Source organism: Blastococcus capsensis, assembly GCF_030165005.1.
In the GTDB taxonomy this organism is placed as follows: domain Bacteria; phylum Actinomycetota; class Actinomycetes; order Mycobacteriales; family Geodermatophilaceae; genus Blastococcus; species Blastococcus capsensis.
The window spans coordinates 290,722-313,663 of the sequence record NZ_JASNNW010000001.1 but is presented as its reverse complement, the minus strand read 5'-3'; the positions used below and the strand labels follow the sequence as shown (position 1 = coordinate 313,663).

At 73.7% G+C, this 22,942-nt stretch carries 21 protein-coding genes; 11 read left to right on the top strand and 10 right to left on the bottom strand.

Annotation, left to right across the window (positions count from 1 at the left end; translation table 11 throughout):
• Positions 1-82 precede the first annotated feature (82 nt).
• Positions 83-1,354: an MFS transporter gene (locus QOZ86_RS01460; RefSeq protein WP_284490163.1), complete on the top strand. Its 1,272-nt coding sequence runs from the start codon at positions 83-85 to the stop codon at positions 1,352-1,354.
• Between the two features lie 7 nt (positions 1,355-1,361).
• Here QOZ86_RS01460 and QOZ86_RS01455 read toward each other — a convergent pair whose 3' ends face one another.
• Both QOZ86_RS01455 and QOZ86_RS01450 read right to left on the bottom strand, forming a co-directional pair.
• Positions 1,362-2,273, bottom strand: coding sequence for a matrixin family metalloprotease (locus QOZ86_RS01455; RefSeq protein ID WP_284490162.1), 912 nt, complete (start codon positions 2,271-2,273; stop codon positions 1,362-1,364).
• A gap of 119 nt (positions 2,274-2,392) precedes the next feature.
• Complete coding sequence (locus tag QOZ86_RS01450; RefSeq protein WP_284490161.1) at positions 2,393-3,895, bottom strand: CCA tRNA nucleotidyltransferase; 1,503 nt, start codon at positions 3,893-3,895, stop codon at positions 2,393-2,395.
• Between the two features lie 152 nt (positions 3,896-4,047).
• Between QOZ86_RS01450 and QOZ86_RS01445 the strand changes: the two genes are divergently transcribed.
• The 10 genes from QOZ86_RS01445 to QOZ86_RS21100 all read left to right on the top strand — a co-directional run bounded on the left by QOZ86_RS01445 (position 4,048) and on the right by QOZ86_RS21100 (position 16,827).
• Positions 4,048-4,524 carry an NUDIX hydrolase gene (locus QOZ86_RS01445; protein WP_284490160.1) on the top strand — a complete coding sequence of 159 codons (477 nt, stop codon included), beginning with the start codon at positions 4,048-4,050 and terminating at the stop codon, positions 4,522-4,524.
• The gene (locus tag QOZ86_RS01440) at positions 4,521-6,905 is read left to right on the top strand and encodes a DUF6049 family protein (RefSeq protein ID WP_284490159.1); all 2,385 of its coding nucleotides are present in this window, start codon (positions 4,521-4,523) and stop codon (positions 6,903-6,905) included. Before QOZ86_RS01445 ends, QOZ86_RS01440 begins: the two co-directional genes overlap by 4 nt.
• A gap of 146 nt (positions 6,906-7,051) precedes the next feature.
• Entirely contained in the window at positions 7,052-8,995 is a 1,944-nt protein-coding gene (murJ, locus tag QOZ86_RS01435; protein ID WP_284490158.1) for a murein biosynthesis integral membrane protein MurJ, read from the top strand.
• Positions 8,996-9,075: 80 nt separating this feature from the next.
• Positions 9,076-10,791, top strand: a complete 1,716-nt coding sequence (locus QOZ86_RS01430; RefSeq protein ID WP_284490157.1) for a protein kinase family protein — start codon at positions 9,076-9,078, stop codon at positions 10,789-10,791.
• Between the two features lie 61 nt (positions 10,792-10,852).
• The gene (gene trxB / locus QOZ86_RS01425; protein ID WP_284490156.1) at positions 10,853-11,863 is read left to right on the top strand and encodes a thioredoxin-disulfide reductase; all 1,011 of its coding nucleotides are present in this window, start codon (positions 10,853-10,855) and stop codon (positions 11,861-11,863) included.
• 93 nt (positions 11,864-11,956) lie between these two features.
• On the top strand, positions 11,957-12,283 hold the full coding sequence (gene trxA, locus QOZ86_RS01420; protein ID WP_284490155.1) for a thioredoxin: 327 nt from the start codon (positions 11,957-11,959) through the stop codon (positions 12,281-12,283).
• A 223-nt stretch (positions 12,284-12,506) separates the two neighbouring features.
• Positions 12,507-13,592 (top strand): N-acetylmuramoyl-L-alanine amidase, encoded by a 1,086-nt coding sequence (locus tag QOZ86_RS01415; protein ID WP_284490154.1) that lies wholly within the window; start codon positions 12,507-12,509, stop codon positions 13,590-13,592.
• Positions 13,593-13,725: 133 nt separating this feature from the next.
• Entirely contained in the window at positions 13,726-15,150 is a 1,425-nt protein-coding gene (locus QOZ86_RS01410) for an aminotransferase-like domain-containing protein (protein WP_284490153.1), read from the top strand.
• Positions 15,147-16,142 carry a D-alanine--D-alanine ligase family protein gene (locus tag QOZ86_RS01405; RefSeq protein WP_284490152.1) on the top strand — a complete coding sequence of 332 codons (996 nt, stop codon included), beginning with the start codon at positions 15,147-15,149 and terminating at the stop codon, positions 16,140-16,142. The genes QOZ86_RS01410 and QOZ86_RS01405 overlap by 4 nt, the downstream gene beginning before the upstream one ends.
• A gap of 409 nt (positions 16,143-16,551) precedes the next feature.
• Complete coding sequence (locus QOZ86_RS21100) at positions 16,552-16,827, top strand: STAS-like domain-containing protein (RefSeq protein ID WP_431521192.1); 276 nt, start codon at positions 16,552-16,554, stop codon at positions 16,825-16,827.
• 182 nt (positions 16,828-17,009) lie between these two features.
• On the opposite strand, the gene QOZ86_RS01400 is transcribed toward QOZ86_RS21100, so the two are convergent.
• From QOZ86_RS01400 to rpmH, 8 genes are all read right to left on the bottom strand, one after another.
• The gene (locus QOZ86_RS01400) at positions 17,010-18,074 is read right to left on the bottom strand and encodes a ParB/RepB/Spo0J family partition protein (protein WP_284490151.1); all 1,065 of its coding nucleotides are present in this window, start codon (positions 18,072-18,074) and stop codon (positions 17,010-17,012) included.
• A gap of 25 nt (positions 18,075-18,099) precedes the next feature.
• Complete coding sequence (locus QOZ86_RS01395; RefSeq protein WP_348637939.1) at positions 18,100-19,164, bottom strand: ParA family protein; 1,065 nt, start codon at positions 19,162-19,164, stop codon at positions 18,100-18,102.
• Positions 19,165-19,262: 98 nt separating this feature from the next.
• Complete coding sequence (gene rsmG, locus QOZ86_RS01390) at positions 19,263-19,877, bottom strand: 16S rRNA (guanine(527)-N(7))-methyltransferase RsmG (protein WP_284490150.1); 615 nt, start codon at positions 19,875-19,877, stop codon at positions 19,263-19,265.
• A 68-nt stretch (positions 19,878-19,945) separates the two neighbouring features.
• Positions 19,946-20,539: a Jag family protein gene (locus tag QOZ86_RS01385; RefSeq protein ID WP_284490149.1), complete on the bottom strand. Its 594-nt coding sequence runs from the start codon at positions 20,537-20,539 to the stop codon at positions 19,946-19,948.
• Positions 20,540-20,627: 88 nt separating this feature from the next.
• Positions 20,628-21,722 carry a membrane protein insertase YidC gene (yidC, locus tag QOZ86_RS01380; RefSeq protein ID WP_284490148.1) on the bottom strand — a complete coding sequence of 365 codons (1,095 nt, stop codon included), beginning with the start codon at positions 21,720-21,722 and terminating at the stop codon, positions 20,628-20,630.
• The gene (gene yidD / locus QOZ86_RS01375) at positions 21,715-22,110 is read right to left on the bottom strand and encodes a membrane protein insertion efficiency factor YidD (RefSeq protein WP_284490147.1); all 396 of its coding nucleotides are present in this window, start codon (positions 22,108-22,110) and stop codon (positions 21,715-21,717) included. The genes yidC and yidD overlap by 8 nt, the downstream gene beginning before the upstream one ends.
• Positions 22,107-22,487 (bottom strand): ribonuclease P protein component, encoded by a 381-nt coding sequence (rnpA, locus tag QOZ86_RS01370; protein ID WP_284490146.1) that lies wholly within the window; start codon positions 22,485-22,487, stop codon positions 22,107-22,109. The genes yidD and rnpA overlap by 4 nt, the downstream gene beginning before the upstream one ends.
• 1 nt (position 22,488) lies before the next feature.
• Positions 22,489-22,626, bottom strand: coding sequence for a 50S ribosomal protein L34 (gene rpmH / locus QOZ86_RS01365; protein ID WP_014378710.1), 138 nt, complete (start codon positions 22,624-22,626; stop codon positions 22,489-22,491).
• Positions 22,627-22,942: the final 316 nt, after the last annotated feature.

Genomic DNA, 22,942 nt, shown 5'->3' with positions numbered 1-22,942 from the left:
GGCGTGCCGGCGACGCGGTCGTCCCGGGCGCCCGGGGTGGCGGTGACCCTGGGGGCCGCGTGGATCGCCTTAGGGTGACCGGGTGGCCGAGGCGGGGACGACCGTGCGCGGCCTCCTCGTGCGACGCGACTTCCGCCGTCTGCTCGGAACCCGGCTGCTGTCCCAGTTCGGCGACGGCGTCTTCCAGGCCGCGCTCGCCGGCACCGTCCTGTTCAACCCCCAGCGGGCCGCCGACCCGGTCGACATCGCCGCGGGCTTCGCCGTCCTGCTGCTGCCCTACTCCCTCGTCGGGCCGTTCGCCGGGGTGTGGCTGGACCGGTGGAGCCGGCGTCACGTGCTGCTGCGCGCCAACGTGCTGCGCGCGGGCCTGGTGGCGGTGGTGGCCGCCCTCGTCCTGGCCGGGGTGCAGGGCCCTGCCTTCTACGCCGCCGGGCTCGCCGTCTTCTCGGTGAACCGGTTCATCCTGGCCGCGCTGTCGGCCGGGTTGCCGCACACCACCGACGAGTCGTCGCTGGTCTCGGCCAACGCCGTGTCGACGACCTCCGGTGCGGTGGCCACGGTGGTCGGCGGCGGTGCCGCCCTGGCCCTGCTGCAGTGGACCGGGTCCGACGATGCCGGTTACGCCGGGCTCGCCCTGTCGGCCGCTCTGCCCTACCTGGCCGCCGCCGCCGTCGTCGCGGGGTTCTCACGCGGCCACCTGGGTCCCGACCACATGGCCCGCTCCGCACGGCTCTCGGCCGGGCAGGTGCTGGCCGGCATGGCTTCGGGCGCGCGGCACGCCTGGCGGCACCGCCGCGCGGCGGCCGCGCTGACGGCGATCAGCCTGCACCGCGTCTGGTTCGGCGTCCTCACGCTCATGGCGCTGCTCCTCTACCGCAACACCTTCGTCGAGGCCTCCGGGCCGTTCCCCGGCGGGCTGGTGGGCCTCGGTGAGGTGGTGGCCGCCGGTGCCGTGGGCACCCTCACCGCCGCGGCGGTGACGCCGGCCGCGGCGCGCCGGATGGGCAAGGCGCGCTGGATCGGTCTGCTGCTGGCGGTCGGCGGCGTGGCGCAGGTGGGGCTCGGGCTGCTGCTGCAGCCACCGGCGGCGGTGGCCGCGGGGTTCGTGCTCGGCTTCATGGGCCAGGGCGTCAAGATCTGCGTGGACACCACGCTGCAGGAGTGCATCGACGACGACCACCGCGGCCGGGTGTTCTCCGTCTACGACACCCTGTTCAACGTCGGGTACGTCGCGGCGCTGATGGCCGGTGCGTTCGTCCTGCCGGAGTCCGGGGTCTCCCGCCCGCTGCTCCTCGTGGTCGGCGTCGGGTACGTGGCCACCGCCGTGCTGCACGGCCGCATGGTCCGCCGCTGAACGCCGGTCACAGCTCCGGAACGCACGGCCCCTGGCCGAGAACCGCCAGACCGGTGCGGTCGCCGTCGGCGAAGTCGGCGACTCCCCGCCGCGCCTCGGGGAACATGAGCTCGCGGTCGTCGTCGACGTGGGAGAGCCCCACCAGGTGGGCCAGCTCGTGCAGGATCACCGACCGCAGCGTGGCCGCGCCATCCGGCTCGGCCAGGATGTCAGGGGCCTGCACGGCGTCCAGGCTCACCGTGCCGGTCACGTAGACCCGCGGCCCGTCCCCGAGGGAGACGGCGGTGCTACCCGCCTCACCGACCACGTTCCCGGCCAGCGCGGGGTTCTCCGCCTCGACCTGCCAGCCGATCAGCACCGGAGCCCACTGGTCGCCGTAGCGCTCCGGCTGGAAGGGCGGGCGGTCACCTGTGAGCGGCTCGTCGGTGTAGCCGTCGAAGACGAATGCCAGCCCGGTGAGCTCGGTGATCCGGGCGACCGCGTCGTGCACCAGCCCCTCGGTGCCCGGCGGGGCCGCGTCGGGCCGCAGCACGTAGTGGATCTCCTGGCACGGGTCGTAGGTCACCGGGGTGACCCCGTCCTCCTGCAGCGAGGCGTAGGCGTACGCCCCACCCGCCGGCGGGGGGAGCGGCGGGCGACCCAGCGGGGTCCTCGCCCCCGCCGGGGTCGGCCGGTCGGTCGGCGTCGCCGACGAGGTCGCGGCCGGCGGGACCGGGGCGGCGGCCGGTGCGCCCGGCGTCCACTGCCAAGCCGGCGGCTCGGAGAAGGCCAGGCCCGCGGCCACGCCCGCGACGACCAGCGGGATCGCCCACCGGCCCCGCCGGCGACGGCGGGGGAGCGGAGGCGTCGCCGGCGCTGCCGTGCCGGTCGCCTCGTCGACGACCCACTGCGGCGTCCGCCCGCTCGGCGACATGGGCATGCGGGGAGCGTCGACCCCGGGGTCCTGCGGGTGCACACCCGTCATGTCGGCACCACCCCTCCTCTCCTGGAGGGCGCAACGCCCACGACGGGCCGCCCGTTCCGCACCCGGCGGCGATCTCAGCCGGTGCGGCCCGCCCACCACTCCCGCAGCGCCGTCTCGGCCTCGTCGCGATCCAGCGGCCCGCGCTCGAGCCGCAGGTCCTTGAGGAAGCGCCAGGCCGCACCCACCTCGGGGCCGGGAGGCAGGCCGAGCAGTTCCATGATCACGTTGCCGTCGAGGTCCGGCCGGACCCGTGCGAGGTCCTCCTGCTCGGCCAGCTCGGCGATCCGCTGCTCCAGGGAGTCGTACGTGGCCGACAGCGCCGCGGCCCGCCGCTTGTTGCGCGTCGTCGAATCCGACCGGACCAGCTTGTGCAGGCGGGGCAGCAGGCTCCCGGCGTCGGTCACGTACCGGCGGACGGCGGAATCGGTCCAGTGACCCTCGCCGTACCCGTGGAAGCGCAGGTGCAGGAAGGTCAGCCGGGCCACGGCCTCGACGACGTCCTTGGGGTAGCGCAGCGCGGTGAGCCGCTTGCGGACCAGCTTGGCGCCCACCACCTCGTGGTGGTGGAAGGAGACCCGCCCCCGGGGCTCGTGCCGCCGGGTCGCCGGCTTGCCGATGTCGTGCAGCAGCGCCGCGAGCCGCAGCACCAGGTCCGGCGACTCGTGCTCCGGATCGGCCCGCTCCAGCGCGATCGCCTGGTCCAGCACGGTGAGGGAGTGGGTGTAGACGTCCTTGTGCTGGTGGTGCTCGTCGATCTCCATGCGCAGCGCCGACAGCTCGGGCAGGACGACGTCACCCAGCCCGGTGGCGACGAACAGCTCCAGGGCGGCCCGTGGCGACCCCTGCAGCAGCGTCTTCGAGAGCTCGGTGTTGACCCGCTCGGGGGTGATCCGGGCCAGCTCGCCGGCCAGCGAGGCCATCGCGGTGACGACCGCCTCGTCCGGCGTGAGCCCGAGCTGGGCCACGAACCGCACCGCGCGCAGCATCCGCAGCGGGTCGTCGGCGAAGGAGTCGACGGCCGCCCCGGGAGTGCGCAGCCTCCGGGCGAGCAGGTCGCCCAGGCCACCGAAGGGATCGGTGACCGTGCGGTCCGATCCCAGGGAGACGGCCATCGCGTTGACCGTGAAGTCCCGGCGGGCCAGGTCGTCGACCAGGGAGTTGCCCCATGCCACCTCGGGATTGCGCGACTCGCGGTCGTAGCGGTCGGCCCGGAAGGTGGTGATCTCCACCCGGATCCCGCGGACGTCGGCCCCCACGGTTCCGAACGCGATCCCGGTGTTCCACGTGGAACGCGCCCAGCCGCGCAGCAGCTCCAGCACCTGGTCGGGGCGCGCGTCGGTGGTGACGTCGAGGTCGCCGGGCGGGTGGGTCGGCTCGTGCCCAGCACTCCCGGCACCGGCCGCGAGCAGGGCGTCCCGCACCGAGCCGCCGACCAGGTGGGCCTGGTGACCCGCGGCCGCGAACCGCTGTCCCAGCTCGGTGAGCACCGGGGAGAGCTCCACGAGCTCCCGGACGGTCTCCTGGACCGCGGACGGCACCGGGTCGGGGTCGGCGGGGTTCGACGGGGTGGCGGACACGACGAGGCAGCGTAGTGCGGCGGCGGAGCGACTCCGGTCCGGCTCCGCGCCCCGTAGAAGGACCCCGCTGCCCCCCACCGCTCGCACGCTCGCGGCGGGCCCCTACAGCGCGGCCACCTGATCGCTCGCCGGACTCGCGCTACCCTCCTGACATGGCTGGATCGGGCGGGCGAGGGCGCCCGGGCCGCCGGCTGCGCCGGGTCGACGAGACCTCCGCCGGGGGCCTGGTGGTGGCCGACGACGGGGTGACCGGGCCCCGTGCCGCCCTGATCGGCCGCACCGACCGCCGCGGTCGACTGCTCTGGTCGCTCCCCAAGGGCCACATCGAGGCGGGCGAGACACCCGAGGACACCGCCGTCCGCGAGGTGGCCGAGGAGACCGGGATCATCGGCGAGGTGATGGCCCCGCTGGGCATCATCGACTTCTGGTTCGTCGCCGAGGGCCGCCGCGTGCACAAGACCGTGCACCACTTCCTGCTCCGGGCGGTCGGTGGCGCGCTCTCCGACGCCGACGTCGAGGTCACCGAGGTCGCCTGGGTCCCCCTGGACGAGCTGAGCACCCGGCTGGCCTACGCCGACGAGCGCGCGCTGGTCGAGCGCGCGCCCGGGCTCCTGGCCGACAGCGCGTGACACGGCCGGCTGCCGCACGCCCCGGCGGCCGCCCCGCCGCCGACGCATCCGCCCGGCCGGGCGCCGCCCGGCGTGCGGCCGCGCTCGCCCCGCTGCTGGCCGGAGCGATGGCCGTCGTCGGGCCCGGGCTCGCCGCCGTCGCCGTGCCGGCTCCGGCGGCAGCCGCACCGGGTCCGACGACCGCGGACGAGGCGACCGAAGCCGACCGCCAGGTGCACATCGACGTCGCCCGGTTCGAGCCCCGGACCGTGACGCCCGGATCGTTGATCACCATCACCGGCACCCTCACCAACACCGGGACCGAGCCGATCACCGACCTGGCCGTCCGGCTGCAGCGCGGCACCGTGCTCACCGGCCGGCAGGATCTGGCCGAAGCGGTCGGTGATCCCGATCCGGCGACCGCCGTCGAGCCTCCCTTCGTCCCGCTGCCGGGCGCGCTCGCCCCGGGCGCCAGCATGGAGTTCAGCTACACGCTCGACTCCGCCGAGCTGCGGCTCCAGCAGGACGGCGTCTACCCCGCGCTGATCAACGTCAACGGCACCGTCGGCGGCGACCTCGAGCGCCGGGTCGGGGAACTGCCCACCTTCCTGGTGCAGCAGCCGGTGGTGCCGTCGTCCCGCACCACCGTCGCCTGGCTGTGGCCCCTGTCGGAGCCGAGCCACCGGAACGCGGCCGGAGCCTTCGTCGACGACGGGCCGATCGAGGAGATCAGCTCGGGCGGCCGGCTCGACCGCGCCCTCACCGTCCTCGAGCGGCTGCCCGCCGGCCCACCCGCGGGCGGGACCGGGGAGGCGGCCCCCCTGCCGGTCACCCTGGCCCTGGACCCGGCGCTGGTCGAGGAGCTGGCACTCATGGCCGCCGGTCCGTACGCCGTCGGCGGGGTGCCGGGCGCGGGCACCGGCACCGAAGAGGCGCGGGCCTTCCTCCAGCGCCTGCGTGCACTGGCCGCCGTCCACCCGGTCGTGGCCCTGCCCTACGGCGACGTCGACGCCGACGGCCTGCAGTCCGCCGGGCTGGGGCAGGTCGTCACCCGCAGCCTGCCCGGGACGCCGGAGGGCACCGCGCAGGCCCGGCAGCTCTCCCGGCCCGACCCGGCGACCGGGGACGGTGCCACCCCGACCACCCCCGCCGAGACGCCGACGACCGGTGCCGGAGCGCAGATCCTCGCCGATGTCCTGGACGTCACCCCCGTCACCGACCTGGCCTGGGCCGCCGACGGCGCCTACAAGCTGCAGACGCTGGACACCCTCCGCGACGGCGGGATCGACCGGGTGGTGCTGGGCAGCGGCGCGCTCACCGCCGGGGACTCCGCCGTCGGCCTCGACGGCTCCGACGCCGTGGCCCGCACCGTCGTCGGCACCGGGGAGGACCCGCTGGACGTACTGGTCGCCGATCCGGCGCTCAGCGCGGTCGTGGGCGCAGCCGAGGTGACCCCCGGTGGCCCGCGCATCGCCGAGCAGCGCTACCTGGCCGAGCTGGCCGCGCTGACCATGCAGGGGCCTCCGGGCAGCGAGCAGACCGTGCTGGTCGCCCCGCCGCGCGACCTGGTGGCCGGGCTGGATGGCGCCGGGGCGATGATCTCCGACACCGTCGGGCTGCCCTGGCTGCGGCCGGGCAGCGTGGCCGGGCTCGGCGGCGTCCCGCCTGCCGACGCCGGGTCGCTGGCCGACCCGGCGCAGGAGACGGAGCTGGACGGCGTCGGGATGGCCGCCCTCGGCGAGGCCGTGGCGGCCCGGGAGGACCTGGCCGCAGCGGTCGCCGGGGACGCCGGCCTCGCGCTGCGGCCCTACGACGCGGGCATCGCCCGGGCCGCGTCGGTGCTCCGGCGGGAAGCCCCCGACGAGTTCACCGAGGCCGCGGCCGACGTGCGGGCGACCATGGCCGCTCTCCGGGGACGGGTCACCGTCGTGGCCCCGGTGGACGGGACCTACAGCCTCGCCTCCAGCGATGCACCGCTGGTCCTGACGGTGGACAACCCGCTCCCCTTCCCGGTCCAGGTGCGCCTGCAGGTGCAGACCCCGGGCGATCGGGGGATCTCCGTCGGCGACATCGGCATCCAGACGCTCGCCCCCGAGCAGCTCACCACCCTGCAGGTGCCCACCGAACTGCGGCGCTCCGGCGGCTTCTCCGTCACCGCCCAGCTCACGACGCCGTCGGGCAGTCCCCTGGGCGATCCGGTCGAGATCCAGGTGAAGAGCACGGCGTACGGCCCCATCACGCTGATCATCACCGTCGGCGCGGCGTCGCTGCTCGGGCTGTTGTTCCTCCGCCGGCTCGTGCGCTTCGTCCTCCGTCGGCGCCGGGGGGCTACCTCGGGCGCCGACGCGTCCGGCCCCGTGTCACCCGATCTCGCCGAGCCGCCCGCACGGAGCCCCGTGTGAGCGACGATTCCCGACCCGCCGCCGGCGACTCCGCATCACCGCTCCCGGCCGAGGCTCCCGCGCGTCCGCAGCCGGTCCGCCTGCCCCCTCCGCCGGCGCCGCTCCGTGCCACGGGCGAGCGACGTCCGTGGGGGACGCCGGCGCCGTTGCCACCCGCCCCCTACCTGGCGACCCCGCCCAGCGACGCGGCGTTCGCCGCACCCCCCGTCGCCGACGGCGAGCCGGCCGGAGCGGCCACCGACAGCGCCGTCCCGCCACCGGTACGTGCGGCGTCCGCGCTCCCGCCGGTCCCCCCGCCGGCAGCACACCGGACCGCCGTTCCCCGGCCGGCGACCCCGGTCCCGCCGCTCCCGCCGCTGCGGCACCGCTGGGTGCCGGCCGCGGACGAGACCCAGGTCTTCCCGATGCCGGTGCTCCCGCCGGTGCCCCGCACCGAGCAGGAGACCGACGAGGACGTCGAGCGGCGCGAGGGCGCGCCGGGCGCCGCCGGAGGCATCCTGCGGGCCGCCGGGACGATGGCGGTCGCGACGCTGGTGTCCCGCATCACCGGGCTGCTGCGCACGATGGTGCTGGCGGCGGCCCTCGGCGTCGGTCTGGTCGCCGACGCATACAACACGGCCAACACGCTGCCCAACATCGTCTACGAGCTCCTGCTGGGCGGCGTCCTCACCTCGGTGATCGTCCCGCTGCTGGTCCACGCGCAGGAGCGCGACCGCGACGACGGAGTCGGGTACGCGCAGCGGCTGGCCACGCTGGCGATGGCCGGGCTCCTGGGAATGACGGTGCTGGCCGTCCTGGCCGCCCCGCTGCTCACGGCGCTGTACGGCCTGGACGAGGACCCCGCTCAGTACGAGCTGGCCACCTGGCTGGCCCGGATCCTGCTGGTCGAGATCGTGTTCTACGGGCTGGGCGCCTTCGCCCAGGCGCTGCTCAACTCCCGGGGAATCTTCGGACCCCCCGCCTGGGCCCCGGTGCTGAACAACGTCGTCGTCATCGCCACCGGCCTGGTGTTCCTCGCCGCCAGCGGCCCCGGACCCCTGCAGCCGGCCACGATCGCGCCGGGCCTCGTCTGGCTCCTCGGCCTGGGCACGGTGCTGGGCATCGCGGTGCAGGCGCTGGTGCTGGTGCCGCTGCTCCGCCGGGCCGGCATCCCGCTGCGCCCTCGCTGGGGTGTGCGGGACACCGGGCTCCGGGAGGCGGGCGGGCTCGGGTTGTGGGTGATCGGGTACGTGGCGGTCAGCCAGGTCGGGGTGCTGGTGGCCCTCCGGGTCGCCAACGAGGCGCAGCGCGACGGCGGCCTGGGCTCCTCGGCCTTCCAGTACGCCAGCCTGCTCTTCCAGATGCCCTACGGGATCATCGGGGTCGCGCTGCTCACCGCTCTGGTGCCGCGGATGAGCCGGGCCGCGGCGCGCTCCGACGTCCCCGGTGTCATCGAGGACCTGTCCCTGGGCACGCGGCTGTCGGCGGTCGGACTGCTGCCCGTCACCGCCCTGCTCACCGTCCTCGGTCCGGCGCTCGGCGTCCTGGCCTTCGCCCGCGGCAACACCTCCGTCGACGAGGCGCAGGCGATCGGGACCGCGCTGGCCGTCGGGGCGTTCGGCCTGCTGCCGATGGCCGTGACGCTGCTGCAGCTGCGGGTCTTCTACGCGATGAAGGACGCCCGGACGCCGACCCTCATCCAGATCGGCATGGTGGCCGTCCGCGTGCCGCTGCTGCTGCTGGTGCCGGTCGTCGTCGAGGCCGAGCACGTCGTCGCGGGGCTGATGCTGGCCACCAGCCTCACCTACGTCGCCGGGTGGGCCCTCGGCGACCTGGCGCTGCGCCGCCGGCTCGGGGGCCTGCGCACCCGCGAGACGTTCGGCCCCGTCGCGCGGGTCGCCGCCGTCGCCCTGGTCGCGGGCCTGGTGGGCGGTCTTGTCCAGATCGTGACCGACGACCTGCTCGGACGCTCGACCGCAGGGTCGCTCCTGGAGGTGCTCATCGGTACCGTGGTCGTCGGCGGCGTCGCACTGGTCGGTCTGGCGGTGGCCCGTGTTCCGGAAGTCCGAGAGCCCCTGACCGCGGTCAGGGCCCGGCTGGGACGCGGGTGACCGGAGACCGCCCACCGGGGCCGACCGTGCCGGAGCGTCCGCCTCGGCGGCAGGAGCAGCACAGGGAGTCGACAGTGTCGATGGCGTCCACGACCACCGGCCTGCCCGACCGCTACCGGCCGCTGGACCAGATCGGTCCCGACGAGGTCACCCCTACCGGCATCATCCAGAGCTGGCGGGCCAAGGACCGCGTGCTCAACCGGGACGTCGCCATCCGGGTGCACATCCCGGCCGGGCCCGCGGCGCACACCTGGATCACCCGGGCGCTGACCGCCGGCGGCCTGGCGACCCCCGCGCTGGCGATGGTCTACGACGCCTCCGAGGGCAGCCTGGGACAGCCGGGGGACGACGGCACGGAGGAACGGGTCGGTGGCCACGCCGCCTACGTCGTCAACGAGTGGATCGACGGCGAGACGCTGGCCGACCGGCTGCGCTCGGGGCCCATGCCGGAGCGCGAGGTGCGCCTGGTCCTCCGCCGCCTGGCCGAGGGGGTCGCGGAGGCGCACCGGGTCGGGCTGGCCGTCGGCGGCCTGTCGCTCGAGAACGTCGTCCTGCGGCCCAACGGTCTGGTCGGGTTGCGTGCGGTCCCCGCCGCGGCCGGCACCGTCGACGGCGACATCGCAGCCCTCGGGGCGCTCCTGGAGGCGTGCCTCTCCGGGGTCGGCCCGGGCGCACGCCCCATGTCCGGCCCGTCCGACCTGGTCGCGCTGGCCCGCCGGGCGCGGTCCACCGAGCCCGGCCAGGGGTTGTCCAGCGTGGCCGCGATGGCTGCCCTCCTCGCCGAGCGGCCACGGACCGGCCCGACCCAGTCGATCACCCCCTCCCGTCCCGGGGACGGCGACGGCGGCCGGTGGCGCCGTCCGCGCGACCGCCGGGGCGGTTCCGAAGCCCCCGTCCGGCTGGAGCCGGGTGCGCTGCCCCCGGTGCCCCCGGTGCCCCCCGTGCGGCCGGTCCCGCAACCGCTCCCCGGCGCCGCACCCGGCGGGGACACCATCAGCGTCGGCACGGTGGGGCCGGTCGCCCGGAGCGCCCCCGGCATCCCCCGCGAGGACAACCCGTTCGGCGTGCTGCATGCCGACGATCCGGGGGCCGACGACGGGTACGGGGCCTATCCGGCCGACCCGTACGCCGCCGAGGACGATGACGCGGACGCCGCGCGCAGGCACCGGCTGTTCGTCGTCGGCCTGCCGCTGCTCGCCGTCGCCGTCGTGATCGCCATCGCATGGTGGTTCGGCTCCAGCGTCCTGTCCGTCGCCGACTCCGTCGACGAGAGCATCGACGGGTCCACCCCTCCGCCCAGCAGCGCGCCCGCCGCCGGTGAGGCCGCGCCGGAGTCCGTAGCACCGGGGGCGGTCGCCGCGATCGAGGCCGCCGAGGTGTTCGACCCGTTCGGCGACGGCGAGCCGGAGAACGACGGGGACGTGCCGCTGTCCTACGACGGCGACCCGGCAACGGGTTGGTCGACGCTGACCTACCGGGGGTCGCCGGCCTTCGGCAACCTCAAGCCCGGCGTCGGCGTGCTGTACGACCTCGGCAGCGTCCAGCAGCTGGCCGGCGTCTCCCTCGACAGCCCCTCCACCGGCGCTCCCGTCGAGGTGCGCACCAGCGACTCCACGGGCGCCGCACCCGAGGACTTCGCCCTCGCCGCCGACGGAACCCTGGACGAGTCCACCGATCTCCCGTTCGAGGAGCCGGTGACCGCCCGCTACGTCCTGGTGTGGCTGACCGGTCTGGTCGACGGGCCGGACGGGTTCTCCGCGCAGCTCGACGAGGTCGAGGTCCGCACCGCCGGGTGAGCCCGGCCCGGGACGCGACCGCACGGGAATGGGCACCCTACGATCAGGGGTTGTGCCGCCCGTGAGTGACTTCCCGACCCCTGGCCCCGCAGTGACGACCGAGGAGATCGAGCAGCCGACGATCCCGCCGGCAGAACACGACGGAATCCGTGATCTGATCATCATCGGGTCCGGGCCCGCCGGGTACACGGCGGCCACGTACGCCGCCCGCGCCAACCTCCACCCGCTGGTGTTCGAGGGCTCCCAGTTCGGCGGCGCCCTCATGACGACCACCGAGGTGGAGAACTTCCCGGGTTTCCCGGAGGGCATCCAGGGCCCGCAGCTGATGGACGACATGCGGACGCAGGCGGAGAAGTTCGGTGCCCAGCTCGAGCCGCGTGATGTCACCGAGGTCGACCTCACGTCCGAGCCCAAGATCGTCAAGGTCGGCGCCGAGGTGTTCCGTGCCCACGCGGTGATCGTGGCCACCGGGTCCAAGTACCGGTACCTGGGCCTGGACAACGAGCAGCGGCTGCTCGGCCGCGGTGTCTCCGCCTGTGCCACCTGCGACGGCTTCTTCTTCCGCGACCAGGACATCGTGGTCGTCGGTGGCGGCGACTCCGCGATGGAGGAGGCCACGTTCCTCACCCGCTTCGCGAAGAGCGTCACCGTGGTGCACCGGCGGCAGGAGCTGCGCGCCTCGAAGATCATGGTCAAGCGCGCGCAGGACAACGAGAAGATCCGCTGGGCCCTGGGGAAGCAGGTCACCGACGTCCTGGGGGACAGCACCGTGTCTGCCGTCGAGCTCACCGACACCGACACCGGCGCCACCGAGACGGTCCAGGTCACCGGCCTGTTCGTCGCCATCGGCCACGACCCGCGCAGCGAGCTGTTCGCCGGTCAGCTGAAGCTGGACGACGAGGGGTACATCGTCGTCGACCACCCGTCGACCCGCACGAACATCGACGGGGTCTTCGCCTGCGGCGACGTCGTCGACCACATCTACCGCCAGGCGATCACGTCGGCCGGCACCGGAGCCGCCGCGGCGATCGACGCCGAGCGGTGGCTCGCCGAGACCTTCGACGAGCGCTGACCCGGGCATAACCGGCGCCAGACGCCGGTTGTCCCCCGCAGGCAACCTCGTCAGCACCATCACCGAGCCAGTCGACCGAGAGGGAGAACGACCATGGCAGGCAACACCGTGACCGTCACCGACGCCAGCTTCGCCACCGACGTGCTGGGCAGCGACAAGCCCGTGCTCGTCGACTTCTGGGCGGAGTGGTGCGGCCCGTGCAAGATGGTCGCCCCCGTGCTGGAGGAGATCGCCTCCGAGCACGGCGACAAGCTCACCATCGCCAAGCTCAACATCGACGAGAACCCGCAGATCGCTCGGGACTACCAGGTCATGTCGATCCCGACCATGACCGTGTTCCAGGGCGGCAAGCCGGTCAAGAGCATCATCGGTGCCAAGCCGAAGGGTGCGATCCTCAGCGACCTCGCCGACTACCTGTAAGGGCTCCAGCACGTCACCAAGGCCCACCCGTTCACCTGGACGGGTGGGCCTTCGCCGTGACCGAGGGAGGGAGCCCTGCCCCGAGTGGGCCATCACCGGTCAGAAGGGCGACAATCGGTGACACGATGATGAGAACGGCGAAGCTCTCCGGTTCCCCAGCGGAGCTGTGCTGGGAACTGACAGCCGCATGCAGCCGCTGAGGCCGGGGGACCGTGGGCCGGCGGTGGCCGACGTGCACGCCGCCCTGCGCAGCCTGGGCCTCCTGCCGCCTTCCGACGGCGGCGACCCGGGCCTGGAGTCGGCGGAGTACGACTCGGGGACCGAGCTCGCCGTCCGCCACTTCCAGCAGGTGCGCGGTCTCTCCGTCGACGGCCGCGTCGGCGAGGAGACCTACCGGGCGCTCAGCGAGGCACGCTGGTCGCTCGGCGACCGGCTGCTGCGCTACGACCCCGAGCGCCCCATGCGCGGCGACGACGTCACCAACCTGCAGGAACGCCTGCTGGAGCTGGGCTACGACGCCGGACGCGCCGACGGCATCCTGGGCCCGGAGACCGAGGCGGGTCTGCGCGCGTTCCAGCGCGACTACGGGCTGACCGCCGACGGGACCTGCGGCCCCGCGACCCTGCGCGCCCTCCGGCAGCTCGGCCGCAAGGTCACCGGCGGCCGGCCGCAGCTGCTCCGCCAGAGCGCCTCGTTCGTGGAGAGCGGACCGCACCTCATCGGCCGGCGGATCGTCATCGACGCCGGGCACGGCGGCCCGGACACCGGGTTCACCGCGGGCGAGACCACCGAGGCAGACCTGGTGTTCGACCTCGCGTCCCGCATCGAGGGCCGGCTGGCCGCCGCCGGCGCCACCGTCTACCTCACCCGCGGCCGCTCGCAGGGGCCGGCGCTGGCCGAACGCACCGCGTTCGCGAACGACGCCCGCGCCGATCTCTTCATCTCCCTGCACATGGACGCGCACAGCTCCGAGCACGCCCGCGGGGTGTCGAGCTACTACTACGGCACCGGGTCGGGTGCGTCCTCCACGGTGGGGGAGCAGTTCGCCAACCTGGTCCGCCGCGAAGTCGTGGCCCGCACCGGCATGCTCGACCTCGGCTCGCACCCCAAGACGTGGGACCTGCTGCGGATGACGCGCATGCCGTCGGTCCGGCTCGACAGCGGCTACCTCTCGCACCCGGTCGACCGGCTGCTGCTGCTCGACGCGCGGGTGCGCAGCGCCATCGCGCACGGCGTCCTGGCCGCCGTCCAGCGGCTCTACCTGCCCGCCGATGCGGACCCCCCCACCGGCACCTTTGTGCTGCCCTGAGCCCGCACCGGCATAGGAACCTATGCATACGGATTCGCGGTCGAAACCGTATGCATAGGTTCCTATGCCCGGGAGCGGGAGGCCGGGTCCGTCCCTGCGAACGCTGCACGGCCCGCTGCCTACACTCGGCAGGGTGGTCACTCCTCCGCCCGGCTCGCCTGCCGGTCCCGGTCAGCCGGGGACGCACCTGACGCAGGGTGCGCATCCCCACGTCGTCCCGCGGCACCCGCGGCTGGACCCCCTGGCCGACCGCTACGCAGCACGCACGCACGGGATGAAGTCCTCGGAGATCCGGGCGCTCTTCTCGGTGGTGAGCCGGCCCGAGGTGGTCTCCCTCGCCGGTGGCATGCCCGCCGTCACCGCGCTCCCGCTGGACGCTGTCGGCTCGATGATCGGCGAGCTGGTCTCGGGCATGGGTGCCCAGACGCTGCAGTACGGCTCCGGCCAGGGAGACCCGCGGTTGCGTGAGCGAATCTGCGACGTCATGGCGCTCGAGGGCATCAACGACGCCTCGCCCAGCGAGGTCGTCGTCACCGTCGGCTCCCAGCAGGGCCTGGACCTGGTGACCCGGGTCTTCGTCGACCCCGGTGACGTCATCCTCGCCGAGGGGCCCTCCTACGTCGGTGCGCTCGGCGTCTTCCAGGCTGCACAGGCCCGGGTCCGGCACGTGGCGATGGACGAGCACGGCCTGATCCCCGAGGCGCTGGAGGAGGCGCTGGCCGACTGCCGCGCCAACGGCGACCGGGTCAAGTTCCTCTACACCGTGCCCAACTTCCACAACCCGGCCGGCGTCACCCTGTCCGAGCCGCGCCGCGAGGCGGTCATGGCGTTGGCCGAGCAGCACGACCTGCTCGTCATCGAGGACAACCCCTACGGCTTGCTCGGTTTCGAGCACGAGCCGTTGCGGGCCCTGCGAGCCCGGAACAGCCAGCGGGTCATCTACCTCGGCTCGTTCTCCAAGACGTTCTCGCCCGGCCTCCGCGTCGGCTGGGTCCTGGCTCCCCTCGCCGTCCGGGAGAAGCTGGTGCTCGCCACCGAGGCGCAGGTGCTCTGCCCGCCGTCGCTCACCCAGTACGCCGTCGCCCGGTACCTGGACACCCAGCCCTGGCGGGAGCAGATCAAGCTGTTCACGGAGCTCTACCGCGAGCGGCGGGACGCCACCCTGGAATCCCTGGCCGCCCTCATGCCCGCCGGCACCGCCTGGACCAAGCCCGAGGGCGGGTTCTACGTCTGGCTGAAGCTCCCCGCCGGACTGGATGCCAAGCTCATGCAGCCGCGGGCGGTCGCCGCCCACGTGGCGTACGTGCCCGGCATCGGCTTCTTCGCCGACGGGAACGGCCAGGAGTACATGCGCCTGTCCTACTGCTACCCGGAGCCGGACCAGATCCGGGAGGGTGTCCGCCGCCTGGCCCGCGTCATCGAAGCCGAGCTGGACCTGCACACCACGTTCGACAAGGTGGACACCGGTACGTTCCGGGCGGTGCGCGGCACGCCCGGGCACGAGGCGGAACAGATCGTCGGCCCCGCCAACAGCGACACCTACGAGGACCCGCGATGAGCGAGACGGCCCCCGCACCCGAGACCGCCGGCGGCACCCCACCGCACCCGCTGCGCGCCGTCGTCCTCGCCGGTGGCCTGACCTTCGAGCGCGAGGTGAGCCTCTCCTCGGGCACCCAGGTGGTCGAGGAGCTCACCCGTGCGGGCCTGGATGCCGAGCTGCGTGACGCCGATGCGGAGCTGCTCCCGGGACTGGCCGCCGCGCCCGCCGATGCCGTGTTCATCGCACTGCACGGGGCCACGGGGGAGGACGGAGCGCTACGGGCCGTCCTCGACCTGGCCGGGGTGCCCTACGTCGGGTCGCCGGCCGCCGCCTGCCGGCTGGCCTGGGACAAGCCGGCCGCGAAGTCCGTGGTTCGCTCCGCCGGCGTCACGACGCCGGACTGGGTGGCCCTTCCGCACAGCACGTTCCGCGAGCTCGGCGCGGGCGCCGTGCTCGACCTGATGGTCGCGCGGCTGGGCCTGCCACTGATGGTCAAACCCGCGTCCGGGGGCTCGGCTCTGGGCGTGCAGAAGGTCAGCCGGGTGGAGGACCTCCCGGCGGCCATGGTGAGCTGCTTCGCCTACGGGGACACCGTGATGGTGGAGCGGTTCGTCGAGGGCGTCGAGGTCGCCCTCGCCGTCGTCGACCTCGGCGACGGACCCGAGGCGCTACCCGCGGTGGAGATCGAGCCGGAGTCGGGCGTCTTCGACTACGCGTCTCGCTACAGCCCGGGGCTCACCGAGTACCACTCACCCGCCCGCATCCCCGACGAGGCGGCCGCCCGGGCGGCCGAAGTCGCCGTCCGGGTGCACGAGGTGCTCGGCCTCGCGGACCTCTCCCGGACCGACGCCATCGTCACCCCCGACGGAGAGGTCCACTTCCTCGAGGTCAACGTGTCACCCGGCCTGACGGAGACGTCGATGTTCCCCATGGCCGTGGAGGCGGCCGGTCACGAGCTGGGCGACGTCCTCGCCCAGCTCCTCGCCCGCCGGGCGTTCGCCGGGCGGTGAGTGAAGGCCCTCTGCGGACGGCCTGGGCGGGAGATCGGTACCGCAACGGGGATTCGCGCCTGACCGGTCATCCGAGATCTCTGCCGACAAGGGGATCCTTGACGATGACAACGCAAGGAATCTGCCCGCCCATGTGAGTTCTCCGATGTGGTCCGGCTTGTCCGGATCGGAGACATCGGTCATGAGTTCGGCCTGTCACCATTTCAGGTCCGGTAACTGGCCGATACCGGTGTCATCCCGTTCGAGCGCTCACCGGGCGGTCATCGGGTGTTCGATCCCGGCCAGGTCCGTAGCGCCTTGACGCGCGTCGCCACCAGTGCGGTGGTCGAGGGACGGTGGTCGAGTCCGGAGTGAGCGACGTGGCCCGCGGAACCCGCGTGCCCTGGGAAGCCGGCCCGGCCACCGACCGATGCTTGACGGACGTCTTCGCGGAGTACACCGACGAGGACCACGCGTTCACGCAGACACGGACTACCGTCCGCCTGTTCGGCTACGGGGTTCCGGTTCATCAGCCGCTCCGAAGCCCGAGCGACTGCTCCGGGGACTGGAACGCTCTCGCGAGGTCCGCGTCGGTTTCGCTGGCGTCGAGGAGGTGGGCCAAGGCTTCGTCGACGAAGTGTTCCACGTGTGGCCGTCGCAGAACCCCCGACGACAGTCGTGCCCTTCGGCATGGCCGGCCCGGTGAAGTTCATGGTGCGGAGAGGACTGCCTGGGGGCGAGCCGCTCCAACGATCGAGCTCACCGATCGGTCGGACAGGCTGCGACAGACTGACCGCGCGACAGCGGACGGCACGCGACCCGAGCAGGACGACCGACGCCCTGTTTCGTCAGTGACGCAATGCGCCCGTTTCCGTGAGTGAGCGTCGTTCAGGCGTCGGGACGGCGTCCGGTGATCTCCGGCGCCATGACGCCGATGATCCGCTGCAGGTCGTCGACCGACCCGAACTCGACGACGATCTTCCCCTTGGCCCGGCCGATCTGGATCTTGACCTTGGTCTCGAACATGTCGGAGAGGCGCGAGCCGAGTTCCTCCACGCCGGGGGCGCTGATGTTCCGCGCCCGCCGCTTGGCCGCAGGTTGCTCGGCGGCCGCCATGGCCACCGCTTCCTCCGTGGCGCGGACCGACATGCCCTCCGCCACGATCCGGGTGGCAAGGGCGTCCTGCGCCTCGGCATCGTGCAGCCCCAGCAGGGCGCGCGCGTGACCGGCGGAGATGACGCCCGCGGCCACCCGGGTCTGCACCTTCACCGGCAGCTTCATCAGCCGGATGGTGTTGGTGACCTGAGACCGGCTGCGGCCGATGCGGCCGGCGAGCTCCTCGTGCGTCGCGCCGAACTCCTCGAGGAGCTGCTGGTAGGCGGCCGCCTCCTCGAGCGGGTTCAGCTGCACCCGGTGGATGTTCTCCAGCAGTGCGTCGCGCAGCATGGCGTCGTCGGTGGTGTCGCGGACGATCGCCGGGACGCTCTCCAGCCCGGCCGCCCGCGCTCCGCGCAGCCGCCGCTCGCCCATGATGAGCTCGTACCGACCCTCGCCGGCTTCGCGGACGACGATCGGCTGGAGCAATCCGAACTCGCGGATGCTGTGCGTGAGCTCCTCCAGCGCCTCGTCGTCGAAGACCTGCCGCGGCTGCTTGGGGTTGGGCACGATGTCGTCGACGGCGACCTCGCGCAGCTGAGCACCGGGTACGCCCACCGTGCCGGTCTCCGGCGGAGCCGTGGGGGAGGGGACCAGGCTCACCGGGGAGGACGTCGCGGAGGCGGCGGCCACGTCGGCCCCTGCGCCCGGTGCCGGCTGCACGGCTGGGCGGTCGTCGCGGTCCGTCGGCTCCGTGGCCGGTGCGGGGACCGGGGACACGGCCGGCGACGGCGTGGGAGCCGGACCGGTGGGGATGAGCGCCGCCAGTCCGCGTCCCAGCCCGCCTCGCTTCGTCATGACTGCTCCTCGCTCGACCGGGTGCTCACTGCGAATCCTGGGTCCGGAAGGGGACCGCGGTCTCCCCGAAGGAGAGCGCCCCGACCGGTGTGGCTCCGTTGCTGCCCGCGGCGCCGTCGAGCGGCTGCAGGGCGGCACCGCGGTGCGCCAGCTCGCGCGCGGCCTCGACGTAGCTGGTCGAGCCCCTGGAGCCCGGGTCGTAGGTGAGCACCGACTGGCCGTAACCAGGGGCCTCGGAGACCCGGACGTTGCGCGGGATCACCGCGCCCAGGACCAGCTCGCCGAAGTGGTTGCGCACCTCGTCGGCGACCTGATCGGCGAGCTTCGTCCGGCCGTCGTACATCGTCAGCAGGATGGTGCGGACGGCGATTCCCGGGTTGAGGTGCTGGCGGACCAGGTCGATGTTGTTGAGCAGCTGCCCCAGGCCCTCCAGCGCGTAGTACTCGCACTGGATGGGGATGAGCACCTCGTCCCCGGCGACGAGGGCGTTGAGCGTGAGCAGCCCCAGCGAGGGCGGGCAGTCGATCAGCACGTAGTGCGGCCGGCGCTCCTGGGGCAGCGCCGCGACGTAGGACTCGATGGCGCGGCGCAGCCGGTGCTCGCGGGCGACGACCGCGACCAGCTCGATCTCGGCACCGGCCAGGTCGATGGTGGCCGGGACGCAGAGCAGGTTCGGGCTGGCCGTCGTCGGGTGCACCACCTCGGACAGCGTGCTGTCGCCGACGAGGGCGTCGTAGATCGACGGCGTCCCCACGGTGTGCTCCACGCCGAGGGCAGTGCTCGCGTTGCCCTGGGGGTCCAGGTCGATCACCAGCGTGCGGAGTCCGTAGAGGGCCAGGGCGACGCCCAGGTTCACCGTGGACGTGGTCTTCCCGACCCCGCCCTTCTGGTTGGCGATGGTGATGACCCGGATCCGGCCCGGAGCCGGGAAGGGCTCCTGGTCCGAGGCGTGCAGGACGCGGGTGGCCCGCAACGCCTCCATCGCGATGGGGCTGTCGAAGTCCGCCAGACCTCCGGACGGCGCGGACGACGCGGCCGGCGACTGGTCGGCGGCCAGACTGCTCCGTAGCCGCTCGCCCGGGTCGGTCATCGCGGATCCCTCCTGTGGCGCCGTTTCACGTGGAACGGGTCGGGTAACTGCGTCTGTTCCACGTGGAACGCCGACGGTGCGCTCGCGCGAAGGCATCGTCAGAGGTGTCCACGCGTCATGACCACCACGGTAGTGGCAGCGTCCCCCAGGGATGAACCGACGGCTCGCGTCTCGATGTCCCGCATCCCCGCGGCCCGGAGTTCGGGCAGGAGCGCCGGTAGCTGCTCCACGGCACGCGAGCCGACCAGGGCCACCAGCTGCGCGCCCGGCCGGAGCAGACCGCGACACCAGCCCACCAGACGGGGGAGCGGAGCCACCGCACGCGCGGTCACCACATCCACCCTGCCGACGGACGAGACCACCGAGCGGTCCTCTGCGCGGCCGCGGATCACCCGCCAGGGCTGACGGGCGTCGTCCACGAGCTCGGCCACGGCCTCCTCGAGGAACTCCACCCGCCGAGCCATCGGCTCGACCAGGGTGAGGGCGATGTCGGGCCGCGCCAGGCCGAGCGGGATGCCCGGCAGCCCGGCACCGCTGCCGACGTCCACCACCCGGGCGTCCGCCGGTACCGCCTCGGAGACGGCGGCGCTGTTGAGGACGTGCCGCTCCCACAGCCGTGGCACCTCCCGCGGACCGATCAGGCCCCGGGTCACCCCGTCGGTCGCGAGCCGGGCGACGTAGCGCTGCGCCGCCGCGAGGCCGGCACCGAACACCTCCGCCGCCGCGGCCGGCGGCGCCGGAGGTGCTCCCTCAACCGACCCGGACGCCGGCCGCCCCTCCGTCACGCGTCGGGCAGGACCACGACGCGGCGGTTGGGCTCCTCGCCCTCCGACTCGCTGTGCACCCCGGAGACCGAGGCGATGACGTCGTGGACGACCTTGCGCTCGAACGGGTTCATCGGGTTCAGCCGTTCCGGCTGGCGGCTGGCGGACACCCGCCGGGCGGTCTCCGCGGCCAGCGTGGTCAGGCCCGCCCGGCGCTTGGCGCGGTAGCCGCCGACGTCCAGCATCAACCGGCTCCGCACGCCCGTGGACTGGGCGACAGCGAGCCGGGTGAGCTCCTGCAGGGCCTCGAGGGTGCTGCCGTCGGAACCGATGAGGTCGGTGAGGCGACCGCCGACGATGGCCACCGATGCCCGGTCACCCTCGACGTCGAGATCGATGTCGCCGTCGACGTCCAGGATGTCCAGGAGGCGCTCGAGGTAGTCGCCGGCCACGTCGCCCTCGCGCACGAGCAGGTCGTCCCCGACCCCGCTGGACCCACGGGGACCACTGGTCTCGACGTCGACGGGCTCCACGACCGCGTCGTCGCCGGTGGCGTCGTCGTCGGGCAGGGCGGGCGGATTCTCTGTCACGGGCTGCTGCGGAGCACTCACGGGTGTTCCTCCCAGGTCGGTGCGGCGGCCGGGTTGCCCCGGTGGTCGATGTGCCGGACGAGCCGGCGGGGGTGCGATCAGGCGGGCGTCAGCGACGCTTCCGCTTGCCGCGGTTGGCCGGGCCCTGGCCGGCGCCGGGGCGGGAGCCGCCACCGGCGCGGGTGGCACCGCTGTTGCCGCCGGAGGCCGGGCCGGCGCCGTTGCCGTCAGAGGCCGGGCCGGCGCCGTTGCCGTCGACCGTGCTGCCGGCGACGTCGGTGACCGGGTCGGGGTTCACGACGGGACGGACCGGCTTCGGGCGGACCGGCTTCGCCCCGGGCTTCGGGGCCAGCGTCTTCGGGTCGACAGCGGGCTTGTCGGCGGCGGCCTTGGCCTTGGCGGCGTCGGACCCGGGCGGCGGCATCTTGCGCAGGACGAAGAACTGCTGGCCCATCGTCCACAGGTTGTTCGTCATCCAGTAGATGAGCACACCGATCGGGAAGATGAACCCGGAGATGAAGAGGCTGATCGGGATGCCGTAGAGCATCAGCTTCTGGACCATCGCGGCCTGGCCCTCGACCGGGCCGGAGCGCCGCATGATCTGCTTCTGCGTGAAGTAGGTGGTGAAGCACATCACCACGATCAGCGCGAAGGCGACGATCCGGATGTTCGTGTAGGTAACGCCCTGGATGCCCAGGATCGCCTGCTCCTTGGCGCCGTCCATGTTGAACGACGACGAGATCGGTGCCCCGAACAGCTGCGCCCGGGCGGCCTCCGCGATCTGCTCGGCACTGAGGCTGTAGTGCGCCTCCGCGCCCGGCGCGATGTAGCGCAGCACGTGGAAGAGCGCGAAGAAGACCGGGATCTGCGGCAGGATCGGCAGACAGCCGGCCAGGGGATTGACCCCGCGCTCCTTCTGGAGCTGCTGCATCGCGACGGCCATGCCCTGACGGTCGCTGCCGTACTGCTTGCGCAGCTTGGCCAGCTCCGGCTGGAGCTCCTGCATGGCCCGCTGCGACTTGATCTGCTTCACGAACAGCGGGAAGAGGATCACCCTGATCGTGATGACCAGGAACACGATCGCCAGCACCCAGCTCAGGCCGCCGAGGGCGGTCTCGGGCGCCGGATCACCGAAGACCAGATTCCACAGCGAGTGCCACCGGGCCATCACCCAGGCGATGGCAGTGTAGAGCGGGTCAAACAACGGAGGACTCCTCCTGCGGGGTCCGGCACGGGGCCGGCGCGGTGGCCTCGCGGCCGGGGTCATCGGAGGGCTCGCCGCACGGGCGTGCCCCTGAGCTGGACGAGCGGGCGGCCGCGCCGGTTCCGCGCAGCGCAGCAGCGGGCGGCACCAGATCGACGCCGCCGGCGTGCCAGGGCGCGCACTTGAGCAGCCGCACCAGCGCCAGCCAGGTGCCGCGACCGGCACCGTGCACGGCCACCGCCTCGGTGGCGTAGCTGCTGCAGGTCGGGTGGAACCGGCAGCGCGCCGGCAGGGCCGGGCTCACCGCCCGGGAGTAGAAACCGACCACGCCGATCAAGAGACGCGCGGCCGGCGAAGGCCGCCGGACCGCCCCGGGAACGCCGGTCATCGGACGCGGCCCCGGTCGCCGAGCAACCGGTCCAGGCCGGCGGACAGATCGCGGTGCAGCGCGGCCGAATCGGCGGCGGCTGCGTCCGGGCGCGCCCGCACGACGAGGTCCGCACCGGCCGGCAGACGGTCCAGCTCGGAACGGACGACAGCGCGCAACCGCCGGGTCACCCGGTGGCGGATCACCGAGTTGCCCACGCTCTTGCCGACCACGAAACCGGCCCGTGCAGCCACCGGCGACGAGGAGTCGCCGGCCGGCTGCTCGGGCCGTTCGGGGAGGTAGTGCAGCACCATGGTCGGCCGCCCGGCGCGTCGGCCGGAACGGACGACGGCGGTGAACTCCGGACGCCGGCGCAGGCGTGCCTGCGCAGGCAGCACGTCAGGCGGAGAGCTTCTCGCGGCCCTTGCGCCGACGGGTGGCGAGGATCGCCCGGCCCGCGCGGGTACGCATCCGCAGCCGGAAGCCGTGGACCTTGGACCGGCGACGGTTGTTCGGCTGGAACGTGCGCTTGCTCACGAGGTACTCCCACTACACGACATCGGCGGTGCGCCCCCGTCGGTGGACGGGCGCGCGCAGGGTGGCGGAGCGGCAGGACTGCCTTCCCCGGCACCCCGGAAGCTGACACTGCGGACGACCACGACCGGCACCCGACCGGCACAGGGACGCTGCAGCGGCCGGGAACGGGCAGCCCCGTCCACAGACTCCGCCCAGCATAGCCGAGAATTGCCGCGTCCCGGCGACCACCCGGACGACGACCGCCCATGGTGCCCCGGCGGGTCCCGCCGGGCTGCTCCGGCGCGCCGGTGGATCCGGTGCCCGCGCGCACCGGCCC